The sequence below is a fragment of the Streptomyces sp. NPDC044061 genome, from assembly GCF_056434305.1.
Genome location: NZ_JBWKFL010000011.1, coordinates 21,867 through 47,754, shown reverse-complemented (window position 1 = coordinate 47,754; position 25,888 = coordinate 21,867). Strand labels below are relative to the sequence as shown.

26 protein-coding genes and 2 pseudogenes are annotated in these 25,888 nt (G+C 72.1%); 17 read left to right on the top strand and 11 right to left on the bottom strand.

The window, feature by feature from the left end:
• Positions 1-40: 40 nt before the first annotated feature.
• Positions 41-913 (top strand): alpha/beta fold hydrolase, encoded by an 873-nt coding sequence (locus AC07CM_RS19015; RefSeq protein WP_478877558.1) that lies wholly within the window; start codon positions 41-43, stop codon positions 911-913.
• Here the strand turns inward: AC07CM_RS19015 and AC07CM_RS19010 are convergent, their stop codons facing one another.
• Entirely contained in the window at positions 914-1,708 is a 795-nt protein-coding gene (locus AC07CM_RS19010) for an IclR family transcriptional regulator (protein ID WP_478877557.1), read from the bottom strand.
• Between the two features lie 255 nt (positions 1,709-1,963).
• Here AC07CM_RS19010 and AC07CM_RS19005 point away from each other — a divergent pair, with 255 nt between their 5' ends.
• The 7 genes from AC07CM_RS19005 (at position 1,964) to AC07CM_RS18975 (ending at position 8,280) form a co-directional block, all read left to right on the top strand.
• Positions 1,964-3,751: a bifunctional sugar phosphate isomerase/epimerase/4-hydroxyphenylpyruvate dioxygenase family protein gene (locus AC07CM_RS19005; protein WP_478877785.1), complete on the top strand. Its 1,788-nt coding sequence runs from the start codon at positions 1,964-1,966 to the stop codon at positions 3,749-3,751.
• A gap of 131 nt (positions 3,752-3,882) precedes the next feature.
• The gene (locus tag AC07CM_RS19000) at positions 3,883-4,533 is read left to right on the top strand and encodes a helix-turn-helix transcriptional regulator (protein ID WP_478877556.1); all 651 of its coding nucleotides are present in this window, start codon (positions 3,883-3,885) and stop codon (positions 4,531-4,533) included.
• 119 nt (positions 4,534-4,652) lie between these two features.
• The gene (locus tag AC07CM_RS18995) at positions 4,653-5,831 is read left to right on the top strand and encodes an alanine racemase (RefSeq protein ID WP_478877555.1); all 1,179 of its coding nucleotides are present in this window, start codon (positions 4,653-4,655) and stop codon (positions 5,829-5,831) included.
• Positions 5,832-5,902: 71 nt separating this feature from the next.
• The gene (locus AC07CM_RS18990) at positions 5,903-6,871 is read left to right on the top strand and encodes a threo-3-hydroxy-L-aspartate ammonia-lyase (protein WP_478877554.1); all 969 of its coding nucleotides are present in this window, start codon (positions 5,903-5,905) and stop codon (positions 6,869-6,871) included.
• 62 nt (positions 6,872-6,933) lie between these two features.
• Positions 6,934-7,668: a hypothetical protein gene (locus AC07CM_RS18985; RefSeq protein WP_478877553.1), complete on the top strand. Its 735-nt coding sequence runs from the start codon at positions 6,934-6,936 to the stop codon at positions 7,666-7,668.
• 83 nt (positions 7,669-7,751) lie between these two features.
• Positions 7,752-8,066 carry a DUF6400 family protein gene (locus AC07CM_RS18980; protein ID WP_478877552.1) on the top strand — a complete coding sequence of 105 codons (315 nt, stop codon included), beginning with the start codon at positions 7,752-7,754 and terminating at the stop codon, positions 8,064-8,066.
• A complete protein-coding gene (locus AC07CM_RS18975; RefSeq protein WP_478877551.1) occupies positions 8,053-8,280 on the top strand; it encodes a hypothetical protein in 228 nt (75 codons plus the stop codon). Before AC07CM_RS18980 ends, AC07CM_RS18975 begins: the two co-directional genes overlap by 14 nt.
• Before the next feature lie 6 nt (positions 8,281-8,286).
• Here AC07CM_RS18975 and AC07CM_RS18970 read toward each other — a convergent pair whose 3' ends face one another.
• Together AC07CM_RS18970 and AC07CM_RS18965 are read right to left on the bottom strand one after the other, a co-directional pair.
• A complete protein-coding gene (locus AC07CM_RS18970; protein ID WP_478877550.1) occupies positions 8,287-9,141 on the bottom strand; it encodes a maleylpyruvate isomerase family mycothiol-dependent enzyme in 855 nt (284 codons plus the stop codon).
• A gap of 101 nt (positions 9,142-9,242) precedes the next feature.
• Positions 9,243-9,821: an AMIN-like domain-containing (lipo)protein gene (locus tag AC07CM_RS18965; RefSeq protein WP_478877549.1), complete on the bottom strand. Its 579-nt coding sequence runs from the start codon at positions 9,819-9,821 to the stop codon at positions 9,243-9,245.
• Between the two features lie 488 nt (positions 9,822-10,309).
• Between AC07CM_RS18965 and AC07CM_RS18960 the strand changes: the two are divergent.
• The 3 genes and pseudogenes from AC07CM_RS18960 to AC07CM_RS18950 all read left to right on the top strand — a co-directional run.
• Positions 10,310-10,738 (top strand): annotated as a pseudogene (locus tag AC07CM_RS18960) (helix-turn-helix domain-containing protein); the annotation flags it as partial.
• Positions 10,739-10,882: 144 nt separating this feature from the next.
• Entirely contained in the window at positions 10,883-12,943 is a 2,061-nt protein-coding gene (locus tag AC07CM_RS18955) for a serine/threonine-protein kinase (RefSeq protein WP_478877548.1), read from the top strand.
• Between the two features lie 126 nt (positions 12,944-13,069).
• On the top strand, positions 13,070-13,963 hold the full coding sequence (locus AC07CM_RS18950; RefSeq protein ID WP_478877547.1) for an NmrA/HSCARG family protein: 894 nt from the start codon (positions 13,070-13,072) through the stop codon (positions 13,961-13,963).
• A gap of 16 nt (positions 13,964-13,979) precedes the next feature.
• Here AC07CM_RS18950 and AC07CM_RS18945 read toward each other — a convergent pair whose 3' ends face one another.
• From AC07CM_RS18945 to AC07CM_RS18925, 5 genes are all read right to left on the bottom strand, one after another.
• Complete coding sequence (locus AC07CM_RS18945) at positions 13,980-14,771, bottom strand: ribonuclease BN (RefSeq protein WP_478877546.1); 792 nt, start codon at positions 14,769-14,771, stop codon at positions 13,980-13,982.
• A 281-nt stretch (positions 14,772-15,052) separates the two neighbouring features.
• On the bottom strand, positions 15,053-15,586 hold the full coding sequence (locus AC07CM_RS18940; RefSeq protein WP_478877545.1) for a hypothetical protein: 534 nt from the start codon (positions 15,584-15,586) through the stop codon (positions 15,053-15,055).
• A gap of 143 nt (positions 15,587-15,729) precedes the next feature.
• Positions 15,730-16,374, bottom strand: coding sequence for a hypothetical protein (locus AC07CM_RS18935; protein WP_478877544.1), 645 nt, complete (start codon positions 16,372-16,374; stop codon positions 15,730-15,732).
• The gene (locus tag AC07CM_RS18930) at positions 16,371-17,132 is read right to left on the bottom strand and encodes a YqjF family protein (protein ID WP_478877543.1); all 762 of its coding nucleotides are present in this window, start codon (positions 17,130-17,132) and stop codon (positions 16,371-16,373) included. Before AC07CM_RS18930 ends, AC07CM_RS18935 begins: the two co-directional genes overlap by 4 nt.
• A gap of 144 nt (positions 17,133-17,276) precedes the next feature.
• Positions 17,277-17,768 carry a peptidylprolyl isomerase gene (locus AC07CM_RS18925; RefSeq protein ID WP_478877542.1) on the bottom strand — a complete coding sequence of 164 codons (492 nt, stop codon included), beginning with the start codon at positions 17,766-17,768 and terminating at the stop codon, positions 17,277-17,279.
• Between the two features lie 105 nt (positions 17,769-17,873).
• Between AC07CM_RS18925 and AC07CM_RS18920 the strand changes: the two genes are divergently transcribed.
• The 3 genes and pseudogenes from AC07CM_RS18920 (at position 17,874) to AC07CM_RS18910 (ending at position 19,509) form a co-directional block, all read left to right on the top strand.
• The gene (locus AC07CM_RS18920; RefSeq protein ID WP_478877541.1) at positions 17,874-18,740 is read left to right on the top strand and encodes a class I SAM-dependent methyltransferase; all 867 of its coding nucleotides are present in this window, start codon (positions 17,874-17,876) and stop codon (positions 18,738-18,740) included.
• 21 nt (positions 18,741-18,761) lie between these two features.
• A pseudogene (locus AC07CM_RS18915) lies at positions 18,762-18,950 on the top strand (telomere-protecting terminal protein Tpg); the annotation flags it as partial.
• A gap of 61 nt (positions 18,951-19,011) precedes the next feature.
• On the top strand, positions 19,012-19,509 hold the full coding sequence (locus tag AC07CM_RS18910) for a DUF3592 domain-containing protein (RefSeq protein WP_478877540.1): 498 nt from the start codon (positions 19,012-19,014) through the stop codon (positions 19,507-19,509).
• A gap of 44 nt (positions 19,510-19,553) precedes the next feature.
• Here the strand turns inward: AC07CM_RS18910 and AC07CM_RS18905 are convergent, their stop codons facing one another.
• The 3 genes from AC07CM_RS18905 to AC07CM_RS18895 form a co-directional block, all read right to left on the bottom strand.
• Positions 19,554-21,029, bottom strand: coding sequence for a dihydrolipoyl dehydrogenase family protein (locus AC07CM_RS18905; protein WP_478877539.1), 1,476 nt, complete (start codon positions 21,027-21,029; stop codon positions 19,554-19,556).
• A gap of 16 nt (positions 21,030-21,045) precedes the next feature.
• On the bottom strand, positions 21,046-21,489 hold the full coding sequence (locus AC07CM_RS18900; protein WP_478877538.1) for a VOC family protein: 444 nt from the start codon (positions 21,487-21,489) through the stop codon (positions 21,046-21,048).
• Between the two features lie 167 nt (positions 21,490-21,656).
• Entirely contained in the window at positions 21,657-23,474 is a 1,818-nt protein-coding gene (locus AC07CM_RS18895) for a coagulation factor 5/8 type domain-containing protein (RefSeq protein ID WP_478877537.1), read from the bottom strand.
• A 297-nt stretch (positions 23,475-23,771) separates the two neighbouring features.
• Between AC07CM_RS18895 and AC07CM_RS18890 the strand changes: the two genes are divergently transcribed.
• The 3 genes from AC07CM_RS18890 to AC07CM_RS18880 all read left to right on the top strand — a co-directional run bounded on the left by AC07CM_RS18890 (position 23,772) and on the right by AC07CM_RS18880 (position 25,877).
• Positions 23,772-24,062 carry a hypothetical protein gene (locus tag AC07CM_RS18890; RefSeq protein ID WP_478877536.1) on the top strand — a complete coding sequence of 97 codons (291 nt, stop codon included), beginning with the start codon at positions 23,772-23,774 and terminating at the stop codon, positions 24,060-24,062.
• Between the two features lie 183 nt (positions 24,063-24,245).
• Positions 24,246-24,773 carry a GNAT family N-acetyltransferase gene (locus AC07CM_RS18885; protein WP_478877535.1) on the top strand — a complete coding sequence of 176 codons (528 nt, stop codon included), beginning with the start codon at positions 24,246-24,248 and terminating at the stop codon, positions 24,771-24,773.
• Positions 24,774-24,836: 63 nt separating this feature from the next.
• Positions 24,837-25,877 (top strand): LacI family DNA-binding transcriptional regulator, encoded by a 1,041-nt coding sequence (locus tag AC07CM_RS18880; protein WP_478877534.1) that lies wholly within the window; start codon positions 24,837-24,839, stop codon positions 25,875-25,877.
• Positions 25,878-25,888: the final 11 nt, after the last annotated feature.

Below are 25,888 nucleotides of genomic sequence, written 5' to 3'. Positions count from 1 at the left end.
GCCTATACCTAATGCATAACCAGACGGACAAAGGATTAGCATGCTTGCTTCGATCGCCCGTACCGTCCACCGCCACCTCGACGTCGACGGCGTCCGCGTCTTCTACCGGGAGTCCCTGCCCGACCGCGCCGACGCCCCCGTACTCCTGCTGCTGCACGGCTTTCCGTCCGGTTCCCACCAGTTCCGCCGCCTCATCGACGTCCTCGGCCCGCACTACCGGCTGATCGCCCCGGACTACCCGGGCTTCGGCCACACCGAGACGCCGAACGGCTTCAGTTACTCCTTCGACCGGCTCGCCGACATCACGGAAGGCTTCGTACAGCGCCTCGGCCTCGACCGGTTCGTGATGTACGTCTTCGACTTCGGCGCGCCCATCGGCTTCCGTATCGCCGAACGCCATCCCGAGTGGGTCGCCGGGCTCGTCGTGCAGAACGGCAACGTCTACGGGGAAGGGCTCTCGGACGCGGCCCGGGGCCTCATCGCCCTGACGCCCGGGACCCCCGGCGCCCAGGACGCGATCCAGGGCATGCTCACCCTCGCCGGCACCCGCGGCCAGTACGAGACGGGCGTCGCCGACCCCGAGCTGATCGCCCCGGACGGCTGGACCCTCGACCAGCACTTCCTGGACCTGCCGGGCCGCAAGGAGGCCCAGGAGGCACTGGCCTTCGACTACCACTCCAACGTCGAGCGCTACGGCTCCTGGCAGGCATGGCTGCGCCGGCACACTCCGCCCGCCCTCATCATGTGGGGCAGCCGCGACCCCTTCTTCACCGAGCCCGGCGCGCACGCCTACCTCCGCGACCTGCCCGACGCCAAACTCCACCTCTTCGACACCGGCCACTTCGCCCTCGAGACCCATCTGCCGGAGATCGCCCCGCTGATCGCCGACTTCCTGGACCGCGCCTGGAAGTGATCAGTCCTCGCTGCCCAACGGGTGTCTGAAACCCTGGTCGGAGATGAGCCGGGCGCCCCGGGCGAGTTCGGCGGCGAAGCGTTCGACGGCCTCGTAGGGGAAACGGTGGCTTGGGCCGCTCAGCGACAGGGAGGCCACGACCCGTCCGGTGCGGCCGGTCACGGGCACCGCCACGGCGGTCAGCCCCTCGTCGAACTCGCTGCTGCTGACCGCGTAGCCGCGCTCGGCCGCCTCGGCCGCCCAGATTCGCAGCCGGTCGGCGTCGGTCCCGCCGCCGGGTGAGGCCGCCGCAACGCGGCGCAGCAGTGCCTCGGAGGCGTCGCGCAGGAGGATCTTGGAGGAGGCACCGGTCCACAGGGGCTGCTCGTCGCCGACGTCGACCACGTGCCGCAGCGGGTGTGGGCTCTCCTCGTGGGCGACGCAGATCCGGTGGACGTCACGGGCCACGAAGAGGTTGACCGTCTCGCCGAGCCGGTCGGCCAGGTCGCGCATGACCTTGCGGGTCTCCTGGGGCACCTCCCAGAGGCTGCGGGCGAGATAGGCCCAGCGCCACAGCCCGGGCCCGGCCGTGTAGCCGGCCGGGTGCGACCACAGCAGGCCGCTCTCCTCCAGGGTCTGAGCCAGTCGCAGCGTGGTGGTCTTCGCCAGCCCGGTGGCCTCGGTGATCTCCCGCAGCGTGATGACCGGCCGTTCCTCGCTCAGCAGGTTGAGAATGTCGAACGCCCGCCGCACGCTGCGCACCCCGGTGGGCTGCCGCTCCGGGTCGCCGCCCGCCGGCTTCGCTGGCTCGATCACCTGGTGCCTTCCGCTAGTGGCCGACCGGTCTCTCCTCGTCGCGCCGGTCCATCCGTCCCCCCCGACCGTAGTCCGCTGCGTGGAACGGGGAAACCGCACTCAGGTGGCCCCCCGCCGGAACCTGGCCTTGTTGAAGGCTTCACCACGTGGCTAGGGTGACCGCACAGTGGAACGATCGAACCGCCTAGTGGTCAGGTTGGAGTTTCCGTGACAGCACCAGTCCCCACGGCGACGGACCGGACCGGCACGGCGCGCATGCGCAAGTCGATCGCCACCGTCTGCCTCAGCGGCACCCTGACCGAGAAGCTCACGGCCGCCGCACGGGCCGGCTTCGACGGCGTCGAGATCTTCGAGAACGACCTGCTCGCGAGTCCCCTGTCGCCCGAGGAGATCGCCGCCCGCACGGCGGACCTGGGCCTGAGCATCGACCTCTACCAGCCGATGCGGGACATCGAGGCCGTGCCCGAGGCGGATTTCGCCCGCAACCTCCGCCGGGCCCGGCACAAGTTCGAGCTGATGGCACGCCTCGGCGCCGACACCGTGCTGGTCTGCTCCAACGTCTCGCCGCAGGCGGTGGACGACGACGCGCTGGCCGCCCGGCAGCTGAGCCAACTGGCCGGCCTGGCAGAGGACTTCGGTGTCCGGGTGGCGTACGAGGCGCTGGCCTGGGGGCGGCACGTCAGCACGTACGACCACGCCTGGCGCATCGTCGAGGCCGCCGGCCACCCGGCGCTGGGCACCTGCCTGGACAGCTTCCACATCCTCTCCCGGGGCTCGGACCCCAAGGGCATCGAGGGCATCCCCGGCGAGAAGATCTTCTTCCTCCAGCTGGCCGACGCCCCGCTGCTCGCCATGGACGTCCTGCAGTGGAGCCGCCACTACCGCTGCTTCCCCGGCCAGGGCGGCTTCGACCTGGCCGGGCTCCTGCGGCAGGTACTCACCACCGGCTATGAGGGGCCGCTGTCACTGGAGGTCTTCAATGACGTGTTCCGTCAGGCGGACGCGGGCCGCACCGCCGTGGACGGTCTGCGGTCCCTGCTCGCCCTGGAGGAGAGCGCCGGAGCGTCCTCCCTGCCGGCGCCGGCCGTGCCGTCCGGCGTGGCCTTCGCCGAACTCGCCGCGGCCGATCCCGAGCCCGTCGGCGGACTGCTGGCCGCGCTCGGCTTCACCCGCACCGCCCGGCACCGCCGCAAGCCCGTCGACCTCTGGGAACAGGGAGAGGCCCGGGTACTCGTCAACGCCGCAGCCGCCACGCGCCGGGCGGGTACGGCCCTGGTCGCCCTCGGTCTGGAGGCGCCGGATCCGGAAGCGTCCGTCCGCCGGGCCGAGGCCCTGCCGGCTCCCGCCCTGCCCAAGCGTCGCGGCGCGCAGGACGTCCAGCTGGAGTCGGTCGAGGCGCCGGACGGCACCGAGGTGCTGTTCTGTCCCCGCCTGCCCGGCTGGAGCGAGGACTTCGCGTACTCGGCGGAGAGCCGGGCCGGCGGCGTCACCGGTATCGACCATCTCGCGCTCACCCAGCCCTGGCACCACTTCGACGAAGCGGTGCTCTTCCACCGTGCGGTACTGGGGCTGCACCCGCACGACACCGTCGAACTGGCCGATCCCTACGGCCTCTTCCGCAGCCGTGCCCTGTCCGCCCCGGACGACGGACCACGGCTGGTCCTCAACCTCGCCCCCGGACCGACGGACGAGGCCGGCGCACGGACCCAGCACGTGGCCTTCGCCGTGGCCGACCTCGTGACGGCGGTACGCCGCTTCCGGGCGGCGGGCGCCAAGCTGCTGCCGGTGCCCGCGAACTACTACGACGACCTGGAGGCGCGCCACGAGTTGCCCGAACACGAACTGGCCGTGTACCGCGAACTCGGCATCCTCTACGACCGGGACGAGCGCGGCGGCGAGTTCCGGCACTGCTACACGGAGACGGTCGGGCACGTCTTCTTCGAGTTCGTGCAGCGAAGCGGCGGCTACCGCGGCTACGGCGCCGTCAACGCACCGGTACGACTTGTCGCTCAGCGCAGGCAGCCCGCCGGCCGGGGAGCCTGAACGGACTCCCGGGCGGCTGGACTGCGCGGGGGCGATGACTTAGCCTAACTGTCCAGAATTGGAAAAACAGTCGAGTTGCGCGGGTGGGGGACCGCCCGGAGACCCGCTGCCCAGGTCATCGGGAGGCCGTGATGGACCACCTGACGGACACCGCCCAGGCCGAGGCCGAGGAACATCTCATCCGCGAAGCGGAGAAGATCGCCGTCGCCCTGGGCCGGATGTTCCCGGGCCTGTGCGAGGTGGTCCTGCACGACCTGCGCGATCCTCGGCACGCGATCCGGGCGATCGAGAACAATCTCTCCGGCCGCCGGATCGGGGACTCCGCCACCGAGCTGGGACTGGCCCGCATCGCCGACCCGCAGTACCCCAGCGTCATCCAGAACTACCCCAACCGGTTCCCCGACGGCCGCCCCGCGAAGAGCACGTCGATCGGCATCAGGAACAGCGCCGGCGAGTACATCGCGGCCCTCTGTCTGAACCTCGACGTCTCCGTGCTGTCGCCGGTCACGCTCGCCCTGTCCAACCTCGTCGCCACCGACACCGAGCACCGCGAACAGCCACTGGAGACACTGCGCGACCGCAACGCCCGCGAGCTGCGCCAGGCGGTCGAGGCGCTCGCCGCGGACCGCGGGAACACCCCCAGATCACTGAGCCGCGAAGGCAAGAGGGCGCTCGTACGGCAACTGCACGCGGACGGCTACTTCGACTCGCGCGATGCCGCGCAGACCATCGCGGACCTGCTCGGCGTGTCCCGGGCGACGGTCTACAACTACACCAAGTGAACGGCCGTTCATGAACTCCTCCCCTCCGCCCGCGTCTTCTGCGGCCTGCCCGAACAGGCCCGCCGCATGCAGGACCTCCACCTGGGCCCGGCACTACTGAAGAAGATGGACATCACGCTGTGACCACCACCCCGCTCCCGGCCCACGTCAGGACGCTGGCCGACCCCGACACCCCGTTCGCCGTGGTGGACGCGGACAGGGCACGACGCAACATCGAACGGCTCGCCCGGCGGGCGGACCGACTCGGAGTCACCCTGCGCCCGCACGTCAAGACGGCCAAGAGCCTCGACGTGGCCGCGCTCCTGCACGACGGTGCGCCCTGCCCGGTCACGGTCTCGACCCTCGCCGAGGCCGAGGCGTTCGCCGACGGCGGCTACACCGACATCACCTACGCCGTCGGCATCGACCCGCACAAGCTGCCCCGCGTGATCGCCCTGCTGCGCCGGGGTGTCACCCTGCGCATCCTGCTCGACAGCACCGAACAGGCGACGTCCGTCGCCGACGCCGCGCGTGCGGCGGGCATCGCCGTCCCCGCCCAGATCGAGATCGACTGCGACGGTCACCGCGGGGGCCTCGGGCCGGACGCGCCGGGACTCGTCGGCATCGGCCGCATCCTGCACGAAGCGGGCTGCCTCGACGGGGTACTGACCCACGCGGGCGAGTCCTACTTCGCCCACGGCGCCGAAGAGCAGCGCCTTGCGGCGAGGAACGAGCGCGACGCCGCCGTCGCCGCGGCCGGCCGGCTGCGCGCCGCCGGCCTGCCCGTGCACGTCGTCAGCGTCGGCTCCACGCCCACCGCCCACGCGGCCGAGGACCTCACGGGCGTCACCGAGCTGCGCGCCGGCAACTACGTGTTCTTCGACCTGGTCATGGCGGGCCTCGGCGTCTGCGACATCGACGACCTGGCCCTGTCGGTGGTCGTCACCGTCATCGGCCACCGACCCGAGTACGGATGGATCATCACCGACGGCGGATGGATGGCGATGTCCCGCGACCGCGGCACCTCCGCCCAGCCCCAGGACCAGGGCTACGGTCTGGTCACCGACCTGACCGGGCGGCTCGTTCCCGGGCTCGTCATGACCGCCGCCAGCCAGGAGCACGGCACCCTCACCGCACGCGCCGGCGCGCTCCTGCCCGACCTTCCCGTCGGCACCCGGCTGCGCATCCTGCCCAACCACGCCTGTGCCACGGCGGCCCAGCACCACGGCTACCACGTCATCGACGGCGCACGGCCCCGGCACCCCGGGGTCCCCGCGCCCGCGATCCAGGCGACCTGGAACCGCGTCAGCGGCTGGTGACCCGTCCGCCGGAGACCGGTCTGCTCGCCGCCCCCGCACCCGTCCGTATCCCTCTCACCGCAAGGACTGCCATGGCCGCCGCCCCGCCCGTAACGTTCGACGACGTCCGTGAGGCCGCCGGGCGCCTCGAGGGCGTCGCGCACCGCACCCCCGTCCTCACCTCGCGCACGCTCAACGCCCTGGTCGGCGCGGAGGTGTTCATCAAGTGCGAGAACTTCCAGCGGATCGGCGCCTTCAAGTTCCGCGGCGCCTACAACGCGGCGGCCCAGCTCTCCGACGAGCAGCTGGCCAAGGGCATCGCCGCCTACTCCTCCGGCAACCACGCACAGGCCACCGCCCTGGCCGCCCGTGAACTGGGCACCAGCGCCGTCATCCTGATGCCGGAGGACGCCCCCCGCTCCAAGAGGGAGGCGACCGCCGGCTACGGGGCGGAGATCGTGACGTACGACCGCTACACCCAGGACCGCACCGCGCTCGGCGAGGCCCTGGCCGAGGACCGCGGCCTGGCCCTGATCCCGCCCTACGACCACCCGCACGTCATCGCCGGCCAGGGCACCGCCGCCCTCGAACTCCTCGAGGACACCGGAGAACTCGACGCGCTCGTCGTACCCGTCGGAGGCGGCGGCCTCATCGCCGGCAGCGCCACCGCCGCCAAGGCGCTGCACCCCGGCATCCGGATGGTCGGCGTGGAGCCCGAAGCGGGCGACGACACCAAGCGCTCCCTGGAGATCGGTGAGCGCGTCACCATCCCCGTGCCCCGCACCATCGCCGACGGCCAGGCCCTGCCCACCCCCGGCGCGATCCCCTTCGAGATCAATCAGCGTCTGGTCGACGTCATCGCCCTCGTCAGCGACGAAGAGATCGTCCGGGCCATGAGGTTCGCCTTCGAACGGCTGAAGATCGTCCTGGAACCCAGCGGCGCCACGGGCCTCGCCGCCCTCATGGCCGGACGCGTCGAGGACCTCCCGCGGCGGATCGGCATCATCGCCTCGGGCGGCAACATCGACGCCGAGAGGTTCACCGACATCGTCGGCCGCTGACACCCGGGGCGGGGCCGGACCCCCGTCCCGGCGCCGTCCCGCCGCCCGGGACAATCTTCGCCATGACCGAAGACACGGGTGACGCCCAGAACCGCCTGGCCAGGCTCGAACGGCTGCTGGAGAGCGGCGAGCGCGATCTGGTCCCCGCGTGGCGGCGGGCGACCCGCGGTGAGCCGCGCTGGGCCGTGACCGCCGTGATCCTGCTGGCGGTCGCCCTGCAACTGATGCTGCCGCACCGGCTCACGCTCCGGCCGTACTGGGCGCTGCCGGTGCTGGAGCTGGTGCTGCTGGCCGGGCTGATAGCCGCGAACCCGCGCCGGGTCGAGCCCCGCACGCGCCGGCTGCGGTGGCTGGGCCTGGCCCTGATGGGCGTCATCAGCCTGGCCAACGGCTGGGCCGCGGTCCGGCTCGTGGTGGACCTGGCCGGCGGCAGGGCGGGGACGGACGCGGTGCCGCTGCTGCTGACCGGCGGCGGCATCTGGCTGACCAACGTCATCGTGTTCGCCCTGTGGTACTGGGAGTGGGACCGGGGCGGCCCGATGGCGCGGGCGCTCGGCCGGCAGCAGTTCGCCGACTTCCTCTTCGTGCAGATGCAGAGCCCGGACGTCGCGCCGACGGACTGGGAGCCGGCGTTCCTGGACTACCTGTACCTCTCGTTCACCAACTCCACCGCCTTCAGCCCGACCGACGTGATGCCCCTGTCCCGGTGGGCCAAGATGCTGATGATGCTCCAGTCCTCGGTCTCCCTGGTGACCGTGCTCCTGGTGGTCGCGCGGGCCGTCAACATCCTGAGGTGACGGCGCGAGAGGGGCGCCGACCTGCTGTGACTTCCCCCACCTGCTCTTGCCTCGGCGGGAAAGGCCTACCTACGTTCGGTGGTATGTCCTCCTTTGGCCCCGCCCTCCCCGGTGAGCCGGACGAACCCGCCGCGGCGAGCGAGCCCGCGCCGGACCGGTCCGGCTCCTCCGCGCCGGTCGACTTCGTCGTCGACCTGACCTCCCACGAAATGCTCCGGCGCACCCACGCCCTGGCCGCCCTGGAGCCCGACTGGGATCCCGTGGCCGCGCTGCGCGGTGAGCAGGAGGCCTACGACCTGCTGTACTCCGGGCTCGACGCGGAGCAGCAGCGCCTGTACGACGAGCTGGTCGCGGCCGGGGTGCTCCCCGGGCGCGGGGGCGGGCATGCTGCCGCTTGACCCGCAGGCCGACATCGGTCGCCGCGCCTGGGTGGACTGCCCGAACTGCGACGACCGCCGTGGGTGCGCCACCTGTGAGCAGAGCAGCGAGTGCCGTGGCCACTGGCGCTATCTGCTGTCCAACACCGGCAGCCTGCTCCACCTGCAGTGCCCCTCGTGCACCCATGTCTGGACGCACGAGACCCACTTCGGCGCCACCCGCTCGCAGGGGTGAGGCCGCTCAGGGAGCGGTGAACAGGGTAGGAAAGCGGGGCGCCAGCCAGGGCCTGGATCCCCAGGCGAGGACGTGCCCCCGGGCGATGGCACGCCAGGGGTTGAGCCGGCCCAGCGCGATGAGCAGGAAGGCCGTGGGCTCGATGAGGATGGTGCAGTCCGGGCGGTCCGGCGGCCCCGGTGTCACCTGCACGCTGCCGTCCGCCAGCGATACGCCGAACGCCTCGCCCCCGCGGAGGCGGATCGCGTAGCGGGCGGTGAGCCCGGCGACGGCCGCGGTGTCGGTGACGCGCGGCATGACCGAGAGCATGAACGGCATGCAGAGGCTCACCCGCGCACGGTCGATCATGTGCGGGCGGTCCAGAGCGCGCGCGAGATCGTAGCCGTGGCCCAGCATGTGGGTGAGCAGGTAGGACGCCAGAACAGAGCGGTCCATCGGGCCCAGGGGCGTGCTGGGGGCCGGAGCGTCCGCAGTCCCGACCGTCCCGCCGGCCCCATCGGCCGCGGCCGAGGCCATGGCGTCCAGGAACACCCCGGCCTGTTCCGTGATCATCGTCGCCAGCGGCTCCGCCCGGCGCTCCCCGAAGACGGCGAGGGACTGCGCGTTGGCCGCGGCCAGACTCTGCGGTGTGCCGTCACCGTAGGGGCGCTCGCGCCCGGCCGCGAGGTCGGCCATCAGCTCGTTGGCCAGTGCCAGATGGGCGGCCGCCTCGCCGACGGTCCACTCCGATCCCGGTACGGGAACCGCCGTGTCGCGAACGCCCCGCAGCAGCGCGGCGATGTCCTCGGCGGTCCCTCGTATCGCCTGATCGAGCCCTTCGGGCAACGCGGCCCCGCTGTCCTGCCGTACCGTCGCACGCACGCCGACCGCCCCTTCCGCCCGACACGCCCTGTGCGCGCGTGGCGCCGGTACCCAACCAGACTCGGGGGCCCGCGGCAAGCCCCCGCAGCCGCACGGTTCGCTCAGCGGCTGCCGGTCCAGTTGTGGGCCACGTCGACCACCACGTGCCCCGGCAGCTGGATCACCCGGAACGGCAGACGGGCGCGGACGCCGAGACCGATCTGGGTCTCGCCCTCGAAGCTGCCGGCGAACCGGGCGTCCCTGAAGGTGCGGTAGCCCGCGAGATGCACGCCCGGCAGGGTGCGGCCCACCCGCCCCGGGTAGCTGGGTGCGCCGGTCTCCGGGTCGTAGCTGGGCGCGCCGACGTGGACGTCGAGCACGGCCCCGCCGCCGACCGGGATGTATCGGCCGCTGGCGGTCTGGTGGAGCCGGGTGACGTACCCGACGTGGTAGCCGATGGAGCTGCCGCCGCCGGGCACGTCGAACACCATGCGGTCGTAGCAGTCGTGCCGACCGGTCCTGATGTTCTTCAGCGGTACGGCGCCGGTGGCGTCACCGCCCTTGTCGCCGCTGCCCCAGCCGGTCGGACAGGCCGTGGCACGAGCGGCGGCCGCCGGCGCGGCTCCCGCCGCGGTCGATGCCGCTCCCCAGCCGGTTCCCGCCAGAACGAGCGCCGCCATCGCCGCCCATATTCGTCGCATGATGTCCCCCTTGGTCGATGCATGCTCTTATGCCATGAGACACGCAGGTATGGCGAAAGGTTGCACGCAGAGGAAGCGAATGTTCCAAGGGCTTCGGCATTGCTGTAACTCTCGGTAATCGGGCTGGTGGCATAGAGTCGAGGCCGGGGAGGGTGCAGCGAAGGGGGCGGCATGCCGCAGGAGCCGACCGTGCGGTTGGCGGTGCTGGGACCCGTGCGGGCCTGGCGGGGAGAGGACGAGCTGGATCCCGGAGGACCCCAGGCGCAGGCGCTCCTGGCACTCCTGCTGCTGAGGGCGGTCAGCCCGTACCCCTGCCCGAGATCGTCGACGCGCTCTGGGGAGGGCAGCCGCCGCCCACGGCCGTGAACGTGATCCGACGCCATGTCGGCCTCCTGCGCCGTCTGCCGGGGCTGCCCGCCCGCGCGCCGGGCCGCTGGCTCGTGCGCGGCGCGGGCGGCTACCGGCTGGTCACCGACGGCGACGCCCTGGCGCTCGACCTGCTGGCGCTGCTGATCGACGAGCGGCGCGGCCGCCTCACGCCGCCGTCCCCGGAGGCCGCCCGGGCCGGCCTGGTGCGCGTGAAGGACCACATCATGCGCAACCTCTCCGACCCGGGCCTGTCGCCGTCCGGCATCGCCGCGGCGCACTTCATGTCGGTCCGCTCCCTGCACAAGCTGTTCCAGTCCGAGGGAGCGACCGTGAGCGGCTGGATCCGGCTGCAGCGGCTGGAACGCAGCCGAAGGGACCTGCTCAGGCCCGACGCGCAGTCGGGCGGGGTGGCGGCCGTGGCCCGCCGCTGGGGATTCGTGAGCCCCAGCCACTTCAGCCGCTCCTTCCGCGCCGCCTACGGGATGACGCCGAGGCAGTGGCAGGTCGACGGCGCGTCGGACGAACGGAGCATCGCCGTGAGGGTGTGACCGGCAGTCAGAGGGCGTGGTGCTACGTGATATATACATCCTCCATATCTTCTGCACCGTCTCTTCACGCACTCCTGGGGGGAGTTCCATGGCGGAACACGGACTGCTCGCGCACGCGGCGCCATCGGGAGGAGCGGACCGCCCGTGAGCAACCCCGACGCCGGCGGGCGAGTTCAGCCCGCCCACCCCGGTGACCCCGCCCGCATCGGCCCGTACCGGATCATCGGCCGTCTCGGCTCCGGCGGCATGGGCACGGTCCACGCCGGCCTCACCGCCGACGGCTTCCGGGTCGCGGTGAAGGTGATCCACCCCGCGCAGGCCCAGGACCCGGAGTTCCGGGCCCGGTTCCGCCGCGAGGTGCAGCTCTCCGCCCGTGTGCAGGGACCCTGCCTGGTGCCCCTGCTCGCCGCCGACCCCGAGGCCGCCGAACCCTGGCTCGCGACCGCCTACGCTCCCGGCCCCACCCTCAACCGGCACCTGAGCGAGTACGGGGCCCTCACCGGTGGCACCCTGTACGCCTTCGCCACCGGGACCGCCCAGGCGCTGGCGGCCATCCACGAGGCCGGTGTGGTCCACCGCGACGTGAAACCGCAGAACGTCATCCTCACGCCGGCCGGGCCGCGCGTGCTGGACTTCGGCATCGCCCACGCCGCCGACGGCACCAGCGTGACCCGGACCGGGGTCATCACCGGCACCCCCGGCTGGATCAGCCCCGAGTACTACCGCGACGGTACGGCCGGACCCGCGGGCGACATGTTCGCCTGGGGCGCGCTGGTGGCCTACGCCGCCACGGGCCGTCTCCCGTTCGGCGCCGGCGCGCCGGACGCGGTCGCGTTCCGTGTCATGACGGGAGAGCCCGATCTGGGCGGCGTCCCGCGGGAGTTGCGGGAGGTCGTGGAGACATCCCTCGCGAAGGACCCCGCCGACCGGATGCGGGCGGCCGCGGCGGCGGAGAGGTGCGCAGGGCTGCTCGCCGCGCAGGCCACCCAGGTCGTCGGCGGCGAACCGGGCACGGAGCCCACGCGTGCCGGCGAAGCGGTCATGGCGCAGTGGGACATGCCCACCCTGGACGACCCCCGCTGGCATGCCCCGGCACCGTCCTCCCGCAGGCGCACCATCACGACCGTCCTCGTCGCCGCGGCGGTGGCCGGCGGCCTCGCTGGAGCCGTGATCGCCTTCCCCGGCACCGGCGGCGAACACGCCCGGGACGCGGACGGCAAGGGCGCCACGGGTGCGGCCTCCGCTTCCCCGGCCGCGCACGGGAACGGCACCGCTCGGCGGACCGGGTCCGCCGCTCCCGACGGGACGACGGACCCGGTGGCCGATCCGCGCCGGGCGCTGGTTCCGACCGATCCGCTCGCCGGGGTGCCCGACCCCGCCTACACCCGTGCCGGTGACGAGAGCCGGCCCACCGATGACGAGTGGAGAGCCGGCACCGGAGCGGCGACCGCGGCCGAGAAGGACGTCGCGAAGGCGGTCCAGGACGGCATGGTGACCATGCTCGCCACCAAGAACATGGCCTTCATGGAACCCACGGTCACGTTCAACAAGAGCGCGCAGACGCTGGTGGTGACCGGCGGCCCGATCTCCCAGCTGCCCGAAGAGCAGCAGGAAGTGTTCCGCAGGAGCGGGGAGATGGCGGCCTGCACCACCCTCGCCCGCCGGCTCGAGGAGGACCCCACCGCCTGGCCCTACGGCCGCTACTCGGTCTTCTGGAAGGACTCGGACACCGATCCCCAGGCGAACATCCTCGGCTTCGGCGAGGCCACCGACGGGTGCTACACCCTGATCGCCGGGCAGTGGCAGGGGGACGAGTCCGGCATCGCGACCGCGGAGATCCCGAGCAGCGACAAGGCGGAGATCCGCGTCGCCGACGCCACCGACAAGGCCATCACCGCAGCCTGGAAGGCGAGGGTCGCCGAGGGCAATGGGGTGGATCCCGCGGCCGCGGACAACGAGATCAGCCTCGGGTTCGACCCCGTCGAGAAGGCCGCCTACGTCTGGATCGACGACTCCGACGCCCAGGTGCTGGGGCGTGCCCAGCGGGCCAACTTCCAGGACGTCGTCACCAGGACCGCCTGCCGGAAGCTGCTGGCCGAGTACGGCAGCAACAAGGCCTGGCGGTACACCCGTTGGTCGGTGGCCGTGTTCGAGGGCAACAGCGGTGTGCCGGAGTTCACGGGCTCGGGCGACTGTATGCGCTGAGGCGTCGCGCCGCAGGCGCGGGCGTGATCCACGCCACAGCTCAATTATCTGCGCGATGCAGTGAAACTCCGGCTATTCTTCTGTGTAACGCAGTCAATGTGTAACGCAGAACTTTGAGGAGCCCCCATGCTCACGATCGCAGTGACCGGCGCGACCGGCGCCCAGGGCGGAGCGACGGCCCGTGCCCTGCTGGCCGCCGGGCACCGGGTCCGCGCCCTCACCCGCGCCCCCGGCTCACAGGCGGCCGAGGCCCTGCGCCGGCTCGGCGCCGACGTCCGGCAGGCCCACTTCGACGACCGCCCCTCCCTGGACGCCGCACTCGCGGGCACCGACTCGCTCTTCGCGGTCACGACCCCGTTCGGCACGGACACCGCCACCGAGGTCCGCCAGGGCAGGGCCCTGCTGGACGCGGCGGCGGCCGCCCGGGTCGGCCACATCGTGTTCACCTCGGCGGCGCACGCGGACCGCGGCACGGGCATCCCGCACTACGACAGCAAGGCCGAGATCGAGCGCCACCTCCACGCGACCGGCGTCCCCTGGACGATCATCGCCCCCGCTGCGTTCATGGACAACTTCGCCTCCGGCTGGACCCTGGAGAGCCTGCGCGAGAACACCTTCGCCTGGCCCATGCCTGCCGACCGCCCCCTGACGCTCATCCCCGCCGAGGACATCGGCGCGTTCGCGGCCCTGGTCCTGCGGCACCGTGCCGCGTTCACCGGCCGCCGAATCGACATCGCCTCGGACGAACTCACCGCCGCACGGATCGCCGGGGTCCTGTCCACCGCCGCCGGCCGTCCCGTCACCCACCGCGAGGTGCCCCTGTCCTACGTGCGCACCCATTCGCGCGACCTCGCGGCGATGTTCGCCTACTTCACCACCACCGGTCTCGACGTCGACGTCACCGGCCTGCGCCGCGCCCACCCCGAGGTGGGCTGGCACACCTTCGCCGACTGGGCCGAAGCCCGGAACTGGCCCGCCCTGCTCGCCCCGAACCCGAAGGAACCCGCCACGACCCACTGAAGGGGGCGAGGGCCGCTCACTCCTCGTGGGTCGGCGTCCAGTGGTGCTCACAGAACCAGCGGCCGAACAGCGCGCCCCCGTAGACGACGAACCCGACGCCGATCAGCCAGGACTCCACCACCAGCACGGTCCCGACCGCGCCGTAGTTCAGCGCGTTGGTCACGATGAGCGGGGTGAAGACGAGGTACGAGAAGCCCCGGAGACCGACGAGGCCGGCGACGGTGGCGATCGCGCCCGGCAGCAGGGTGCGCCAGTGGATCTGGCCGCCGAGCAGGAAGCGCTGCCCCCACCAGAAGAACAGCACCGCGCTCACCACGGACAGCACGATCCGTTGCGTGCCGCGCAGGGCGGTGCGCGTCTGCACCTCCTGGTAGAGGTAGGCGGTGAGCACCAGCAGCCAGGTCGCCTGCCGCCAGACCCGGTGCCAGGGACCGGAAGCCAGGCCCCAGATCCGCTCGTAGCCGTTCTGCACGCTGCCCGCGAACGACACACCGAACACCGCGAGCAGGACCAGGCTCAGCACGCTCGTGGTGCCGATGACCTTGGTGGGCGGACTGATGATGCCGGTGAGCGCGTCGGCGGACCGCCCGGACAGCCCCATGCCGTCGGTGAGCCACGACGCGAAGCCTCCCCGCACCAGCGGATCGGCCGCCGCCACCACGATGAGCAGCGGGGCCAGCGTCACCAGGGCCAGCGTGGCGAACCCCATGGCCCGGTGCATCAGCTCCAGGTCGCGGCCACGCCGGAGCAGGGCACGCAGGCCGAGCCACTCCCAAGCGCGGTGGAGGCCGCGCCGCCACTGCCTCACGGGTCCCTCCCGTGCTCGCCGCACCAGGGTTCGTCGCCGACGGTCGTGCGCCGCCGGCGGCACGCCGGGCGGCCCTCGATGAGTTCTCTGGTGACATGATCGGACGAAAGGACCCGAGCTGCGCGGCTGGACATGCCGAGGACGGTCGGTCGGAGGACCGGACCCGTCGGTCCGTGTTCTCCGGAGTTCTCCGGACGCTCACCCTCGGGGCCGCGCCGCGCCGCCGACGAGGCTCTTCAGCAGGAGCCCGAGTGGCGGAGCCGGCGCGCGAGGACCGATGGTCAGTCCTTGCGCAACGCCGTCCCGGCCTGCCGGGAGCGCCACTCCTCGACGACGCCCTGCTGCCGCCGGGCCCGTTCGAGGAGTGTGTCGAGCTGCTGGGCGTCCAGCCGCTGCTCGGTCGGGGCGAGGCCGCGCAGGGTCTGCCACCCGGCCACCTTGCCCTCCACGCCCAGCCGCAGCGCCTCCAGCTCCAGGACCGTGCTGAGCGGAGAACGCCGTACCAGGCGGCCGTTGCTCTTGAGCCGCGCCACCTTCTCGGCCGTCCAGCCCGCACAGACCTTGTAGCGGCGCACGGGGACACCGAGGTCGCGCATGATGCCGAGCAGGGCCGTCCGGTCCTGGGCTATCTCGGCGCTGACGGGACGGAGCGCCTCGGCGAGCGCCGGATCCCTGGTCGAGCGCGCCAGATGGCGGGCGCGCTCCGTGCCCGCGGTGGCGCCGGCCAGATGGTCGTTGAGGTAGATGCCGAGCAGGTCCAGATCGGTGCCGGTTTTCTCCGGCCCCGGGGCGCCGGAGCGCGGTCGGTCGTGCATGACGTGCTGCCTTCGTCCGTTCGCCGGGGGACGGGACCGGGGCCCCGCCGGTTTCTGCTGCGGGTACCCACGGCGCGGCCGCGCGCACCGCCGGCGGAGACGGGGCGGGTGCGGTGCCAAGACTGTGGTGCCGCACCGGCGGCTCAGACGGACGGGTGCGGTGCCAGGACCGTGGTGGTGACGCGGGTGAGGGAGGGCCTGCGGGGCGTCGAACCGAAACCGAAGCGCACCGGCGGGACGACCGTCGCGAGCACGCCGAGGTCCCGGCCCTCGTACGTGGCGGTCGCGGCGGTGATCGGACGCAGGTCGCGCGCGCCGTACCACTCGCGCCGGCCCCCGCCCGCGCTTCCCCGGGTCCGCACGCCCAGCAGCAGACGCGCGACCGGGTCCGTCACGACGGTCCAGGCCGGCCGGGCGGCCAGCGAACCCGGAACGGCCCTGAGCAGCAGTCCCGTCACGCCCCGCCGCCCGACGGTGAAACGCAGGTGGAGCAGCGGTTCGGCCACGACGGTCCAGCCGTCTTCCCCGGCGCGCACCCGGACGGGTACGACCCGTGTCTCGTCGAAGGCGTAGGTGTCGCCGACGAAGCGCGCGGTCTCCCGGGTGGGGGCCAGCAGCAGCCGGTGGCCGTCGGGCCGTTCGAGCATGACATCGCTGAACCGGCCGAACGGCGAGCCGGCCCAGTGCCCCACCACCAGGCGGGTGCCGGAGGTCGTCCCGACACCGGCGATCCAGCCGTCGAACCGCAGCGGTCCCGGCCCGCCGGAATCCGTGGCGGGGCGGCTCATCGGACCGCCGCGGACCGGTTGCCGAGCCGGCCGGCGAGGCCGTGGGCCCCACGCACGGGGCGCGAGCCGCCCAGGCGCACCTGTCGGACCCCGTCCGAGAAGTGCACCAGCGGCTCCGCGCCGGGCGGGGGCAGCCCCACGGCCCGGGTCAGGGTCTCCCGCAGCGAGTCGACGGAGGCGGCGCGCAGCGGCACGGGCTCGTGCTCGACGGGCGTCTCCCAGAGGACGCCCAACCGCCGGGTGAAGGCCCGCCAGCGCGACGTCAGCCACACGTCCCGATGTGTGGGCGTGACCGGTTCACCGAGCCGGACGGTCAGCCGGTACGAGGGCCCGCCGCCCCGGCGGGAGCCGGTGTAGGTCACCGTGTCCGGACGCCGCGACACATCGAGGCGGCCCAGGTGACACGGGGCGCCGATCGCGCGGACGGCCAGCATCGCGGGGCAGCCCACCTCGAGGGAGAGGAACCACAGCCCGTCCCGCCCGTCGGGCAGCCGCACATAGGTGCGCAGATTGGTCTCCGGGAAGGACGGCAGCCGAACGGACGCCGGGAGCCCGGGCGGGCGCAGACCCGCCATGACGAACGCCGTGAGGCTCACCCACGCGGCTCCGTCGTACGTGTCCACCGCCAGACCGTCCGGCAGCAGGCGCTGGACCTGATCCGGGGACACGGCCCAGTGGACGAACGTCTGGGTCAGCCAGCCGGCCCGCAGCGCCGGCATGTACACACGCCGCTCCGGCCCGTACGAGACCACGCGCACCGACTGCCCTGAGCGACCGCCGTGAAACCCGGGCGCGCCTCGCCGGCGTGCGCCGAGTGGGGCAGCCGGCCGGACGCCGGAAGGGAACCGGCCGGCGCCGTCACCGGGCCGCTGTCGTCGCCCGCGACCGCGTCAGGGCGCCGGTCAGACCGTGCCGCTCGCGGAGATCGTGACCTTCGCGCCGGGCGCGCCGCTCCGGCTGCCGACGCCCTCGATCCGGTCGACCAGGTCCTGGCCCTCGACGACCTCGCCGAAGACGACGTGCTTGCCGTCGAGCCAGTCCGTGACGATCGTGGTGATGAAGAACTGAGAGCCGTTGGTGTTCGGACCCGCGTTCGCCATGCTCAGCAGGTACGGGCGGTCGTGCTTGCGGGTGAAGTTCTCGTCGGCGAACTTCTCGCCGTAGATGCTCTTGCCACCGGTGCCGTTGCCCCGGGTGAAGTCGCCGCCCTGCAGCATGAACTGCGGGATGATCCGGTGGAACGAGGAACCGGCGTAACCGAAGCCGTGCTCCCCGGTGCACAGCTCACGGAAGTTCTTGGCGGTCTTGGGAACCACGTCGTCGTACAGCTTGAAGACGATCCGGCCGGCCGGCGCGTCGTTGATCGTGATGTCGAAGTACACGTTGTCACTCATGGCGATCAACCTACCGTCGAGCGGTGCCGCGACGTGCGGAAGGGTCCCCTTGGGCGTCTGGTGTCGCCGCGCGGGCCCACGATCGGGAAGGCGGAGGAGTCTGTGGTGATCGAGGGCTGGGAGTGGGACGAGACCCTGTTCGCGGGGACCGCCGCGTACTACACGCGGGGCAGGCTGCCGTACGCCCCCGGCCTGGTGCCGCTGCTGGCGGACGTGCTCGGGCTCGACGGCACCGGGCGGCTCCTCGACGTGGGGTGCGGGCCCGGCACGGTGGCCCTGCCCCTCGCGCCGGTGTTCCGCGAGGCGGTCGGTGTGGACCCCGACCCCGGCATGATCGCGGAGGCCGGACGCCGGGCCGCCGACGGGGTAGCGGCCGGGCGGACGCGGTGGGTGCGGATGCGGGCCGAGGAACTCCCCGCGGGGCTGGGCGCGTTCAGCGTGGCCGTCTTCGCCCAGTCCTTCCACTGGATGGACCGCGACCTGGTGGCCCGCGCCGTGCACGGCATGCTCCAACCCGGCGGGGCGCTGGTGCATCTGTCCGACCTGAAGGGCGAGCGGCGCGGCAGCGAGGGGCTGCCGCATCCCGGTGTGCCCTACGGCGCCATCGACGCGTTGGTCAGGAGATACCTGGGTCCGCTCCGTCGTGCGGGGCGCGGAGTGCTGCCGAACGGGACACCGGGCGGCGAACCCGCCGTGCTCGCGCGGGCCGGTTTCCTGGGGCCCGAGCGGCATGTCGTCCCCGGCGGGCGGGTGCTGGAACGCGCCGAGGACGACGTCGTGGCCGGAGTCTTCTCGATGTCCTACTCGGCGCCCGGCCTGTTCGGCCCGGACCGTGAGGCCTTCGAGGCCGACCTGTGCCGGACGCTGCGCAACTGGTCCTCGGCGGGCCTGTTCAGCGAACGCGCGCCCGGCACCGAGGTGTTCGTGTGGCGGAAACCGTCCGGGCCCGCGGCGGACGAGGCACGCGGGTGACGTGGCCCGGCCTGACGTCCGACCCTGACCCTGCCCCCACGCCACGCCGCCCGCCTCTTCGAGGCCCAGGAGTCCGGCGCCACCGAGGACCAGCTGCGGCGGATCGCGGCAGAGGTCCTGGGCGAGGTCTACTTCCGTGACAACGGCCGCCGTGCCCATGGCCTGGAGGTGGAGTACACCGAGCTCGAACACGTGGAGTTCGACCTGTGACACGAGGCCCCGCCGCACCGGTTGACCGGCTGTGGCGTAGCGTCCCTCTCGGTCTGGAGACATGAGGGGGACGTCGGTGCAGGTGCAGGTGCAGGTGCGGGTTCGTGGGTCGCGTGCCCGCCGGTGGATCGTGTTCGTGGTGGTCGGGTTCGGGGCGCTGTTCCTGACCATCGGACTGATCCTGGCGGGGGTGTCGGTCTCCTACCTGGCGGACGCGAAGCGCACTCAGGGCACGGTGGTGGCCCTGGACTGGCGGAAGGACCACGACAGCGGCACTCGCAGGAAGCGGGTGGACGACAGGCCCGCGGCGTACCCGGTGGTCGAGTTCACGTCGGCCGACGGCACCCGGAGGACGTTCCGCAGCTCCACGGGTTCCAACCCGCCCTCGTACGACGTGGGTGAGCACGTCGAGGTGCTCTACCGCGCGGATTCCCCCGACGACGCGCGGATCAACGGGTTCGCCTCGCTGTGGCTGCTGCCGCTCATCTTCGGTGGGATCGGACTGGTGATCACGGTGATCGGCACGGTCGTCGCACGAGTGACGCGGCGACGCTCCTAGACCGGGACCGGCCACGGCGTTCGGTCACACCGGGGAACGATCCGTCACGGCTCGCTGCGCGCATGCCGCTGCGCGCGGAGTGTCTCGTGCAGCCGCAGCCAGATCTCGCTGGCGGTCGGGTAGCTGGGGACCACGTGCCAGAGCGTGTCGAGCGGAATCCGGCCGACCACCGCCATCGTCGCCGAGTGCACGAGTTCGGCGATGCCCGCACCCACGAAGGTGGCTCCCACCACGACGTCGTCGGCGCGGTCGACGACGAGTTTGGCGCGGCCACGGTAGCCGGCGCGCATGACGTAGGTGCCGGCCAGTGCGGCGAGGTCGTACTCGACGACTTCCACGTCCATGCCGGCCTCTCGCGCCTGGTGCTCGGTCATTCCGGCGCTGCCGACCTCCGGGGAGGTGAAGACGACCTGGGGCAGCCCGATGTGTCCCGCCTCGGCGGAGGGCAGTTCGGCGGATCCCCGGGCGCGTGCCGCGATGACCTCGCCGGCGATACGGGCCTGGTACTTGCCCATGTGGGTCAGCAGGGCACGGCCGCACACGTCGCCGATCGCGTAGAGCCAGTCGCCGTTCACCCCCCGCACGCACTGGTGGTCGTCGACGGGCAAGTACCCGCCGGGGCCGAGCCCGACGGTGTCGAGGCCGATGTCGTCGGTGTTCGGCACGCGCCCGGTGGCCACGACGACCTCGTCGGCGACCAGCACCGTGCCGTCGTCCAGCGTCGCGCTGATCTCGCCGCCGTGGACGTGACCCTGGCCGGTGTCCCGGGCATCGGACCTCTTCACCTGGGACAGGGTGCGTCCAGGGTGCAGCCGTACCCCGCTGTCCCGCAGCGCCTCGCCGACGAGTGTCCCCGCGAAGGGCTCGTTCCTGGCCAGCAGCCCCTCGCCGCGGTACACGACCGACACGTCGGTCGCCCCCAGCCCACGCAGCCAGGTGGCCGCCTCACAGGCGACCACACCGCCGCCGACGACGATCACACGTCGGGGCACCTCGCGCATCGTGGTCACGTCGCGCGACGTCCACGGCAGAGCGGCGCGCAGCCCCGGAACGTCCGGCACGGCCGGGCGGGAGCCGGTGTCGACGACCACGGCGTGGCCGGCCGTCAGCATCCGGTCCGGACGGTTGGGGCCGCCGACCACCACGGTGCGCTCGCCCGCCAGCCGCCCGTAACCGCGTACGACGTCGATACCGGTGCCCAGGGCCCAGGACACCTGTGAGGTGTCGTCCAGGTGGTTGGTCACCTGATCGCGCCGGGCGAGGACCTCGGCGGCCTCCAGACGGGCCGACACCCCCGGCAGATGGGCGGCCGCGTCCACCACCTCGACCGGGCGCAGCAGTGCCTTGCTGGGCATGCAGGCCCAGTAGGAGCACTCGCCGCCCAGCAGGCTGTTCTCGACGAGCACGGTGGACAGCCCGGAGAACTGGCCGGCGTACTGCGCCGCGTTCTCCCCGGCCGCGGCGCCGCCCAGCACGATCACGTCCCAGTGCGAGCGGTCCGGATCCACCGTCGGGGTCATGACGGCTCGCCCGGTGTCATCGGCCCGGCAGCCGTTCCGTGATCTCCTGCAGTACCCAGCCGTTGCCGTCGGGGTCGCTGAACGAGAGGAACGAGGCGTAGCTGCGGCGCTCGGGATCCGGGCCGGACACCCGATTCTCGGCGCCCGCATGGTGGAACACACCGCCCGCGTCGTGGAAGACCTCGCTCACCTGGACGCCTTTCCCCTCCAGTTCCTTGCGCGCCGCCTCGATGTCCGAGACCACCAGGTGCAGGCCCTCGGCGGATCCCGGAGCGGCTGAGCTGACTCCGTCGCCGAAGATCACCGAGCACCCGGAACCCGGCGGGGTCAGCTGCACCACGCGAAAGCCGTCGTCGGTGGGGAAGTCGGCGTCCAGCCGCCATCCCAGCCCCTCGTAGAAGCCTTTCGCCCGGTCGACATCGGAAACCGGGACCACCACGACCTCGAGTTTCATGTCCACGATCGGAACCCCTCCTGTCGTTCCGGCGGGCGAGCCGGTACCTGGGGCGCGAAGACACCTTCACGATACTGCTCGGTCACAGCGACGCCACTCGTGCCGAGCGCTCCCGCGTGCCGGTCCGCCGCCGCCCGTGCGGCGCGGCGGACCGGCGATGCGGAGGCAGCGCGTCAGGGGTACGACACCACGGTCGACGGCGTCGTGGAGGTGCCCGAGGTCGGCGATCCCGTCTCGTTGATCACGTGCTCGTACTGGCCGTTGCCGCCCAGCGAGACCACCAGCAGGTCGTGGAACCTCACACCCGGACGGTTCGGGGCGGAGAAGCCGTTGTGCTGCACGATGGACGGATCGGCGTTGTAGTAGCAGTAACTGCCCAGGCCCCAGCCCTCGTGTGCGGTCACGCCGTCGCCGACCTTGTAGGCCGCGTAGCCCTTGACGGAACCGTTCTGGATCGCGGCCTGGTTCGGGGCGTCGTACGCCTTCTCGTTCTGGAAGAAGATCGTGCGGCCCCGCTGGCCGTTCCACTGCACGTCGTACTTGTTGAAGTGCTCCACGAACAGTCCGGTGCACAGCACGTCGTCGCCGCCCACCACGACCCCGTAGTCGGCGCGGTTGGTCTCCCAGCCGACGCCGGTGCCGTGGTCGGCGCGCCACACCCAGGTGTGGTCGACGATGGTGTTCCGGCTGTTGATCACCATGCTGGTGGTCGCCTTGCCGGCGCCCGCGCCGCCGATGCGCACGAAGACGTCCTGCACCGTGGTCGGATTGGCCGAGTGGTCCTTCGACGCGCCCGCCGGACCGACCTCCAGCAGGGTCGCGGAGTTGACCGGCCCCGCGTCGACGAGGAAACCGGCGAGCCGTACGCCGTCGACGTCGGCGACCTTCAGCACCGTGGTGCCGTTGTCCGGCACAAGGGTGCCGTAACCCAGCCCCAGCACCACGGTGTTGGGGCGGCTCACCTGGATGGGCCGGTCCACGTGGTAGATGCCCGGTGTCAGCAGCAGGTGCAGCCCCTGGGCCAGCGCCTGGTTTAGGGTCGCCGCGCTGACGCCCGGCTTGGCGACGTAGAACTGCGACAGCGGCAGGGACGTGCCCCGGGGTGTGCCGCTGCCCCACGTGACACCGCGGGCATTGGTCCGCTTCTCCGGCAGGAAGACCCGGAACTCACTGCCGCTGACGTACAGGAACGGCTTCTCGCGGGAGACGGGCGTGGTGTCGAGCGTGGTGTACGGCGGGTTCGGGAAGCTCTGCGCCGGGGCGCCCTGGACGCCGGAGAACACCATGTTCCACACGCCGTTGAGCCAGCTGCCGATGACGCTGTCGCGGGTGTACCACTGCTGCTGCGAGTACGGACCGACCTGACCGTCGATCCGGCTGTCCGCGATGTAGCCGCCGCTCGCCCAGCCGTAGCCGGACGGGGCGAGATTGAGCCCGCCGCGCACATGCATACGACGGAACGGCGCGGCCTGGGCCACCGCCCAGCGATTGGTGCCGTTGGCCGGCACCAGGGCCAGGTTCTCCGCCGAACGCCAGAAGTTCTGGGTGGCGTTGCCGTTGAACCACCCCGCGTCGACCGTCACATCACCGTTGATCGTCGTGTCGTCGGGGGAGAGGCCGAGGCCCGCGATGGAGGTGTAGAAGCCGATCTGGGCGTTGAGGCCGTTGTACGTGCCGGGCTTGAACAGCAGCGCGTAGCGGCCGGTGCCGAACTGGGCCGACTCCTGCTGCCGGAAGACCTGGTCCAGCTTGGCCTGGATGCCGGGCGTGGCGGGGTCGAAGACGAGCACGTTCGGGCCGAGGTCGCCCCCGCCGGGCAGGGCGCGCGGCGACTTTCGGGATGCGGTGGCGGCGCTGGCCGGCGCGGACACGCCGGCCAGCACGGGCACCGCCGCGGCCGCGGCACCGAGCACGGTCCGGCGGCCGACGGACGCCGGGGGTGGTGACGAGGGGGAGGGGGCGGACGGGGAGGAGGGGGAGGAGGGGGGCATGCGCGGCTCTCCTTGTTCAGGAAATGAACGAAGTGGGGTCGGGGAGCGCTCTCTTGCCGTTGGATGCTTCATTGGCGTGAACGATGCGTCAAGAGTTACGACCGAATTTCCGTGCGACGCTCCTGAGTAACCGTCATGTTGCCGCTCCTGCCTTCGAGAAGTGAGCGAAAGGGTCTTCTGATCCTTTGGTCGATTCCCTTGACGCCCTCACCTCACCGCCCCAACACTCCAGCGGTGGGAGAGCGCTCTCCCATCTCCGTACGACCGCAAGCCCCCACCTTTCGTCGAGGAGCCCCCATGCCACGGAGATCGAAGATCCTCTCGGGAGCGCTGGTCACCTCCGCGCTGCTGCTGACCACACTCGGCCTCACCTCGGTCGCCGCGTCCTCAACGCCCCGGACCACCGCCGCGATCGCGCACCCCGGCCATGCCATGGCGCCGTCGACGGCCTTCTCACCCGAGGACCCCGACGGCGACGGCTACATCCCGGCCGACCCGCCGGTCACCGGTGTCACCCCGTCCACGCAGGACCCGCCGCACCGCCTACCGGGGTCATTCGCAGTGCTCCGCCGCTCAGAGGGGAGGTGAAGGGAATCACTAAGCCTGCTCTGACCTCAGCCGTGGGCACGGATGTGCACTGTTGTCGCGTGAGCGACCGGGCCTGAGAGCCGCTGATCGTTTCAGAATGAAGCGCTTGGCCAGAAGTGTCGGCTCTTGCGGCTCGCATAGGCTGGCCGGTCTTGTCCGACGCACCGCGATGAGGATCAGCCCATGCACAACAGCACCAGGATCCGCCTGATAGAGCCCACCGATGCCACCCCGATCGCCGCGCATAGGGTGCGGGACTTCGAGGCTTTCCGTCCGTGGGAACCGGCCCAACCGGCTGACTTCTTCACCCCGGAGGGCCAGGCGGAGCGGATCGACAGGTTGCTGGCCGGATACCGGGCCGGCGTGGTCTGGCCGGGCGTGGTACTCGCCGACGACCGGGTGATCGGGCAGGTCACCATCGGAGGCATCCTGCCGCAGCCGCACCTTCGCCGCGGTTCCGTCGGTTACTGGATCGCCGGCGTCGCCCAAAATGAAGGGCACGCCGGGCGCGCCGTCGGGCTTGTAGTTCGGGTGATGACGGACGAACTCGGGTTGCACCGCGCCGAGGCGTCCACCAATCTGGAGAATCTGCCGTCGCAACGGGTGCTGCGCCGCAACGGGTTCAGCCCGTACGGCGTGGCGCACTCCTCAATCTTTCTCGATGGGAGCTGGCGGGACGGGCTGCTGTGGGAGCGGGTCCTGGGCGACTGACCTGGCTAACCGACTTGGAGAGCGCTCTATCCTCCCAGGCCGCCGCGCGGTTAGGGTGCGGGCATGAGCAGACAGGCCCCGACGCTGGAGGACGTCGCCCGGGAGGCCGGTGTCTCCCGGGCGACCGTGTCCCGGGTCGTCAACGGCGTACGCAACGTGGACCCGGCGATCCAGGAAGTCGTCCGGCGTGCGATCGAGCGGATCGGATACGCACCCAACAGGGCCGCACGCTCCCTGGTCACCCGGCGGGCCGAGACGGTGGCGCTCGTGGTCTCCGGCGCGGGGGGCGCCCCGGACGAGGCTCAAGCCGCCTTCGCCGCCCGGGTGTTCGCGGACCCGTTCTTCGGACGGGTGGTCGCCGGGATCGTCGGCTTCCTCCGACCGCGCTCGGTGCACCCGGTGCTGATGTTCGCCGAGTCGGCCGACTCCCGCCAGGAGGTGCTGACCTACCTGCGGCAGGGCCGGGCCGACGGCGCGCTGGTGGTCTCCAGCCACGCCGACGACCCCCTGCCCGCGCTGCTCGCCGAGGCCCGGCTGCCCGCGGTGCTCTTCGCCCGCCCCTCCCGCCCGGTCCCGCTCAGCTATGTGGACCTGGCCCACCGGGACGGGGGCCGGCTCGCCGCCGAGCACCTGCTCGCCCGGGGGTGCCGCGAACTCGCCACGATCTCCGGTCCGTTGGCGGTCGGCGCGAGTCAGGAGCGGCTGGCCGGCTTCCGCGACACACTGGCCCGCCACGGGCAGCCCTACGTCCCCGTCGCCGAGGGTGGTTTCACCCTGGACAGCGGAGCCGCGGCCATGGCCGATCTGCTCGCCCAGCACCCCGACCTGGACGGCGTGTTCGCGGCCAACGACCTCATGGCCCAGGGGGCCTGCCAGGTGCTGCGCGAGCAGGGCCGCCGCGTGCCCGAGGACGTCGCGGTCGTCGGCTTCGACGACTCCACGGTCGCCGGCGTCTGCCGGCCCCGGCTCACCACCGTCCGCCAGCCCGTGGAGGACATGGCCGCCGACATGGCCCGCCTTCTCGACGAGCACATCCACGGCACCCGCACCGAGCCCACCTCGGTCGTCTTCGACCCGGAGCTGGTGGTGCGGGAGTCCGCCTGATCCCCGGCTCG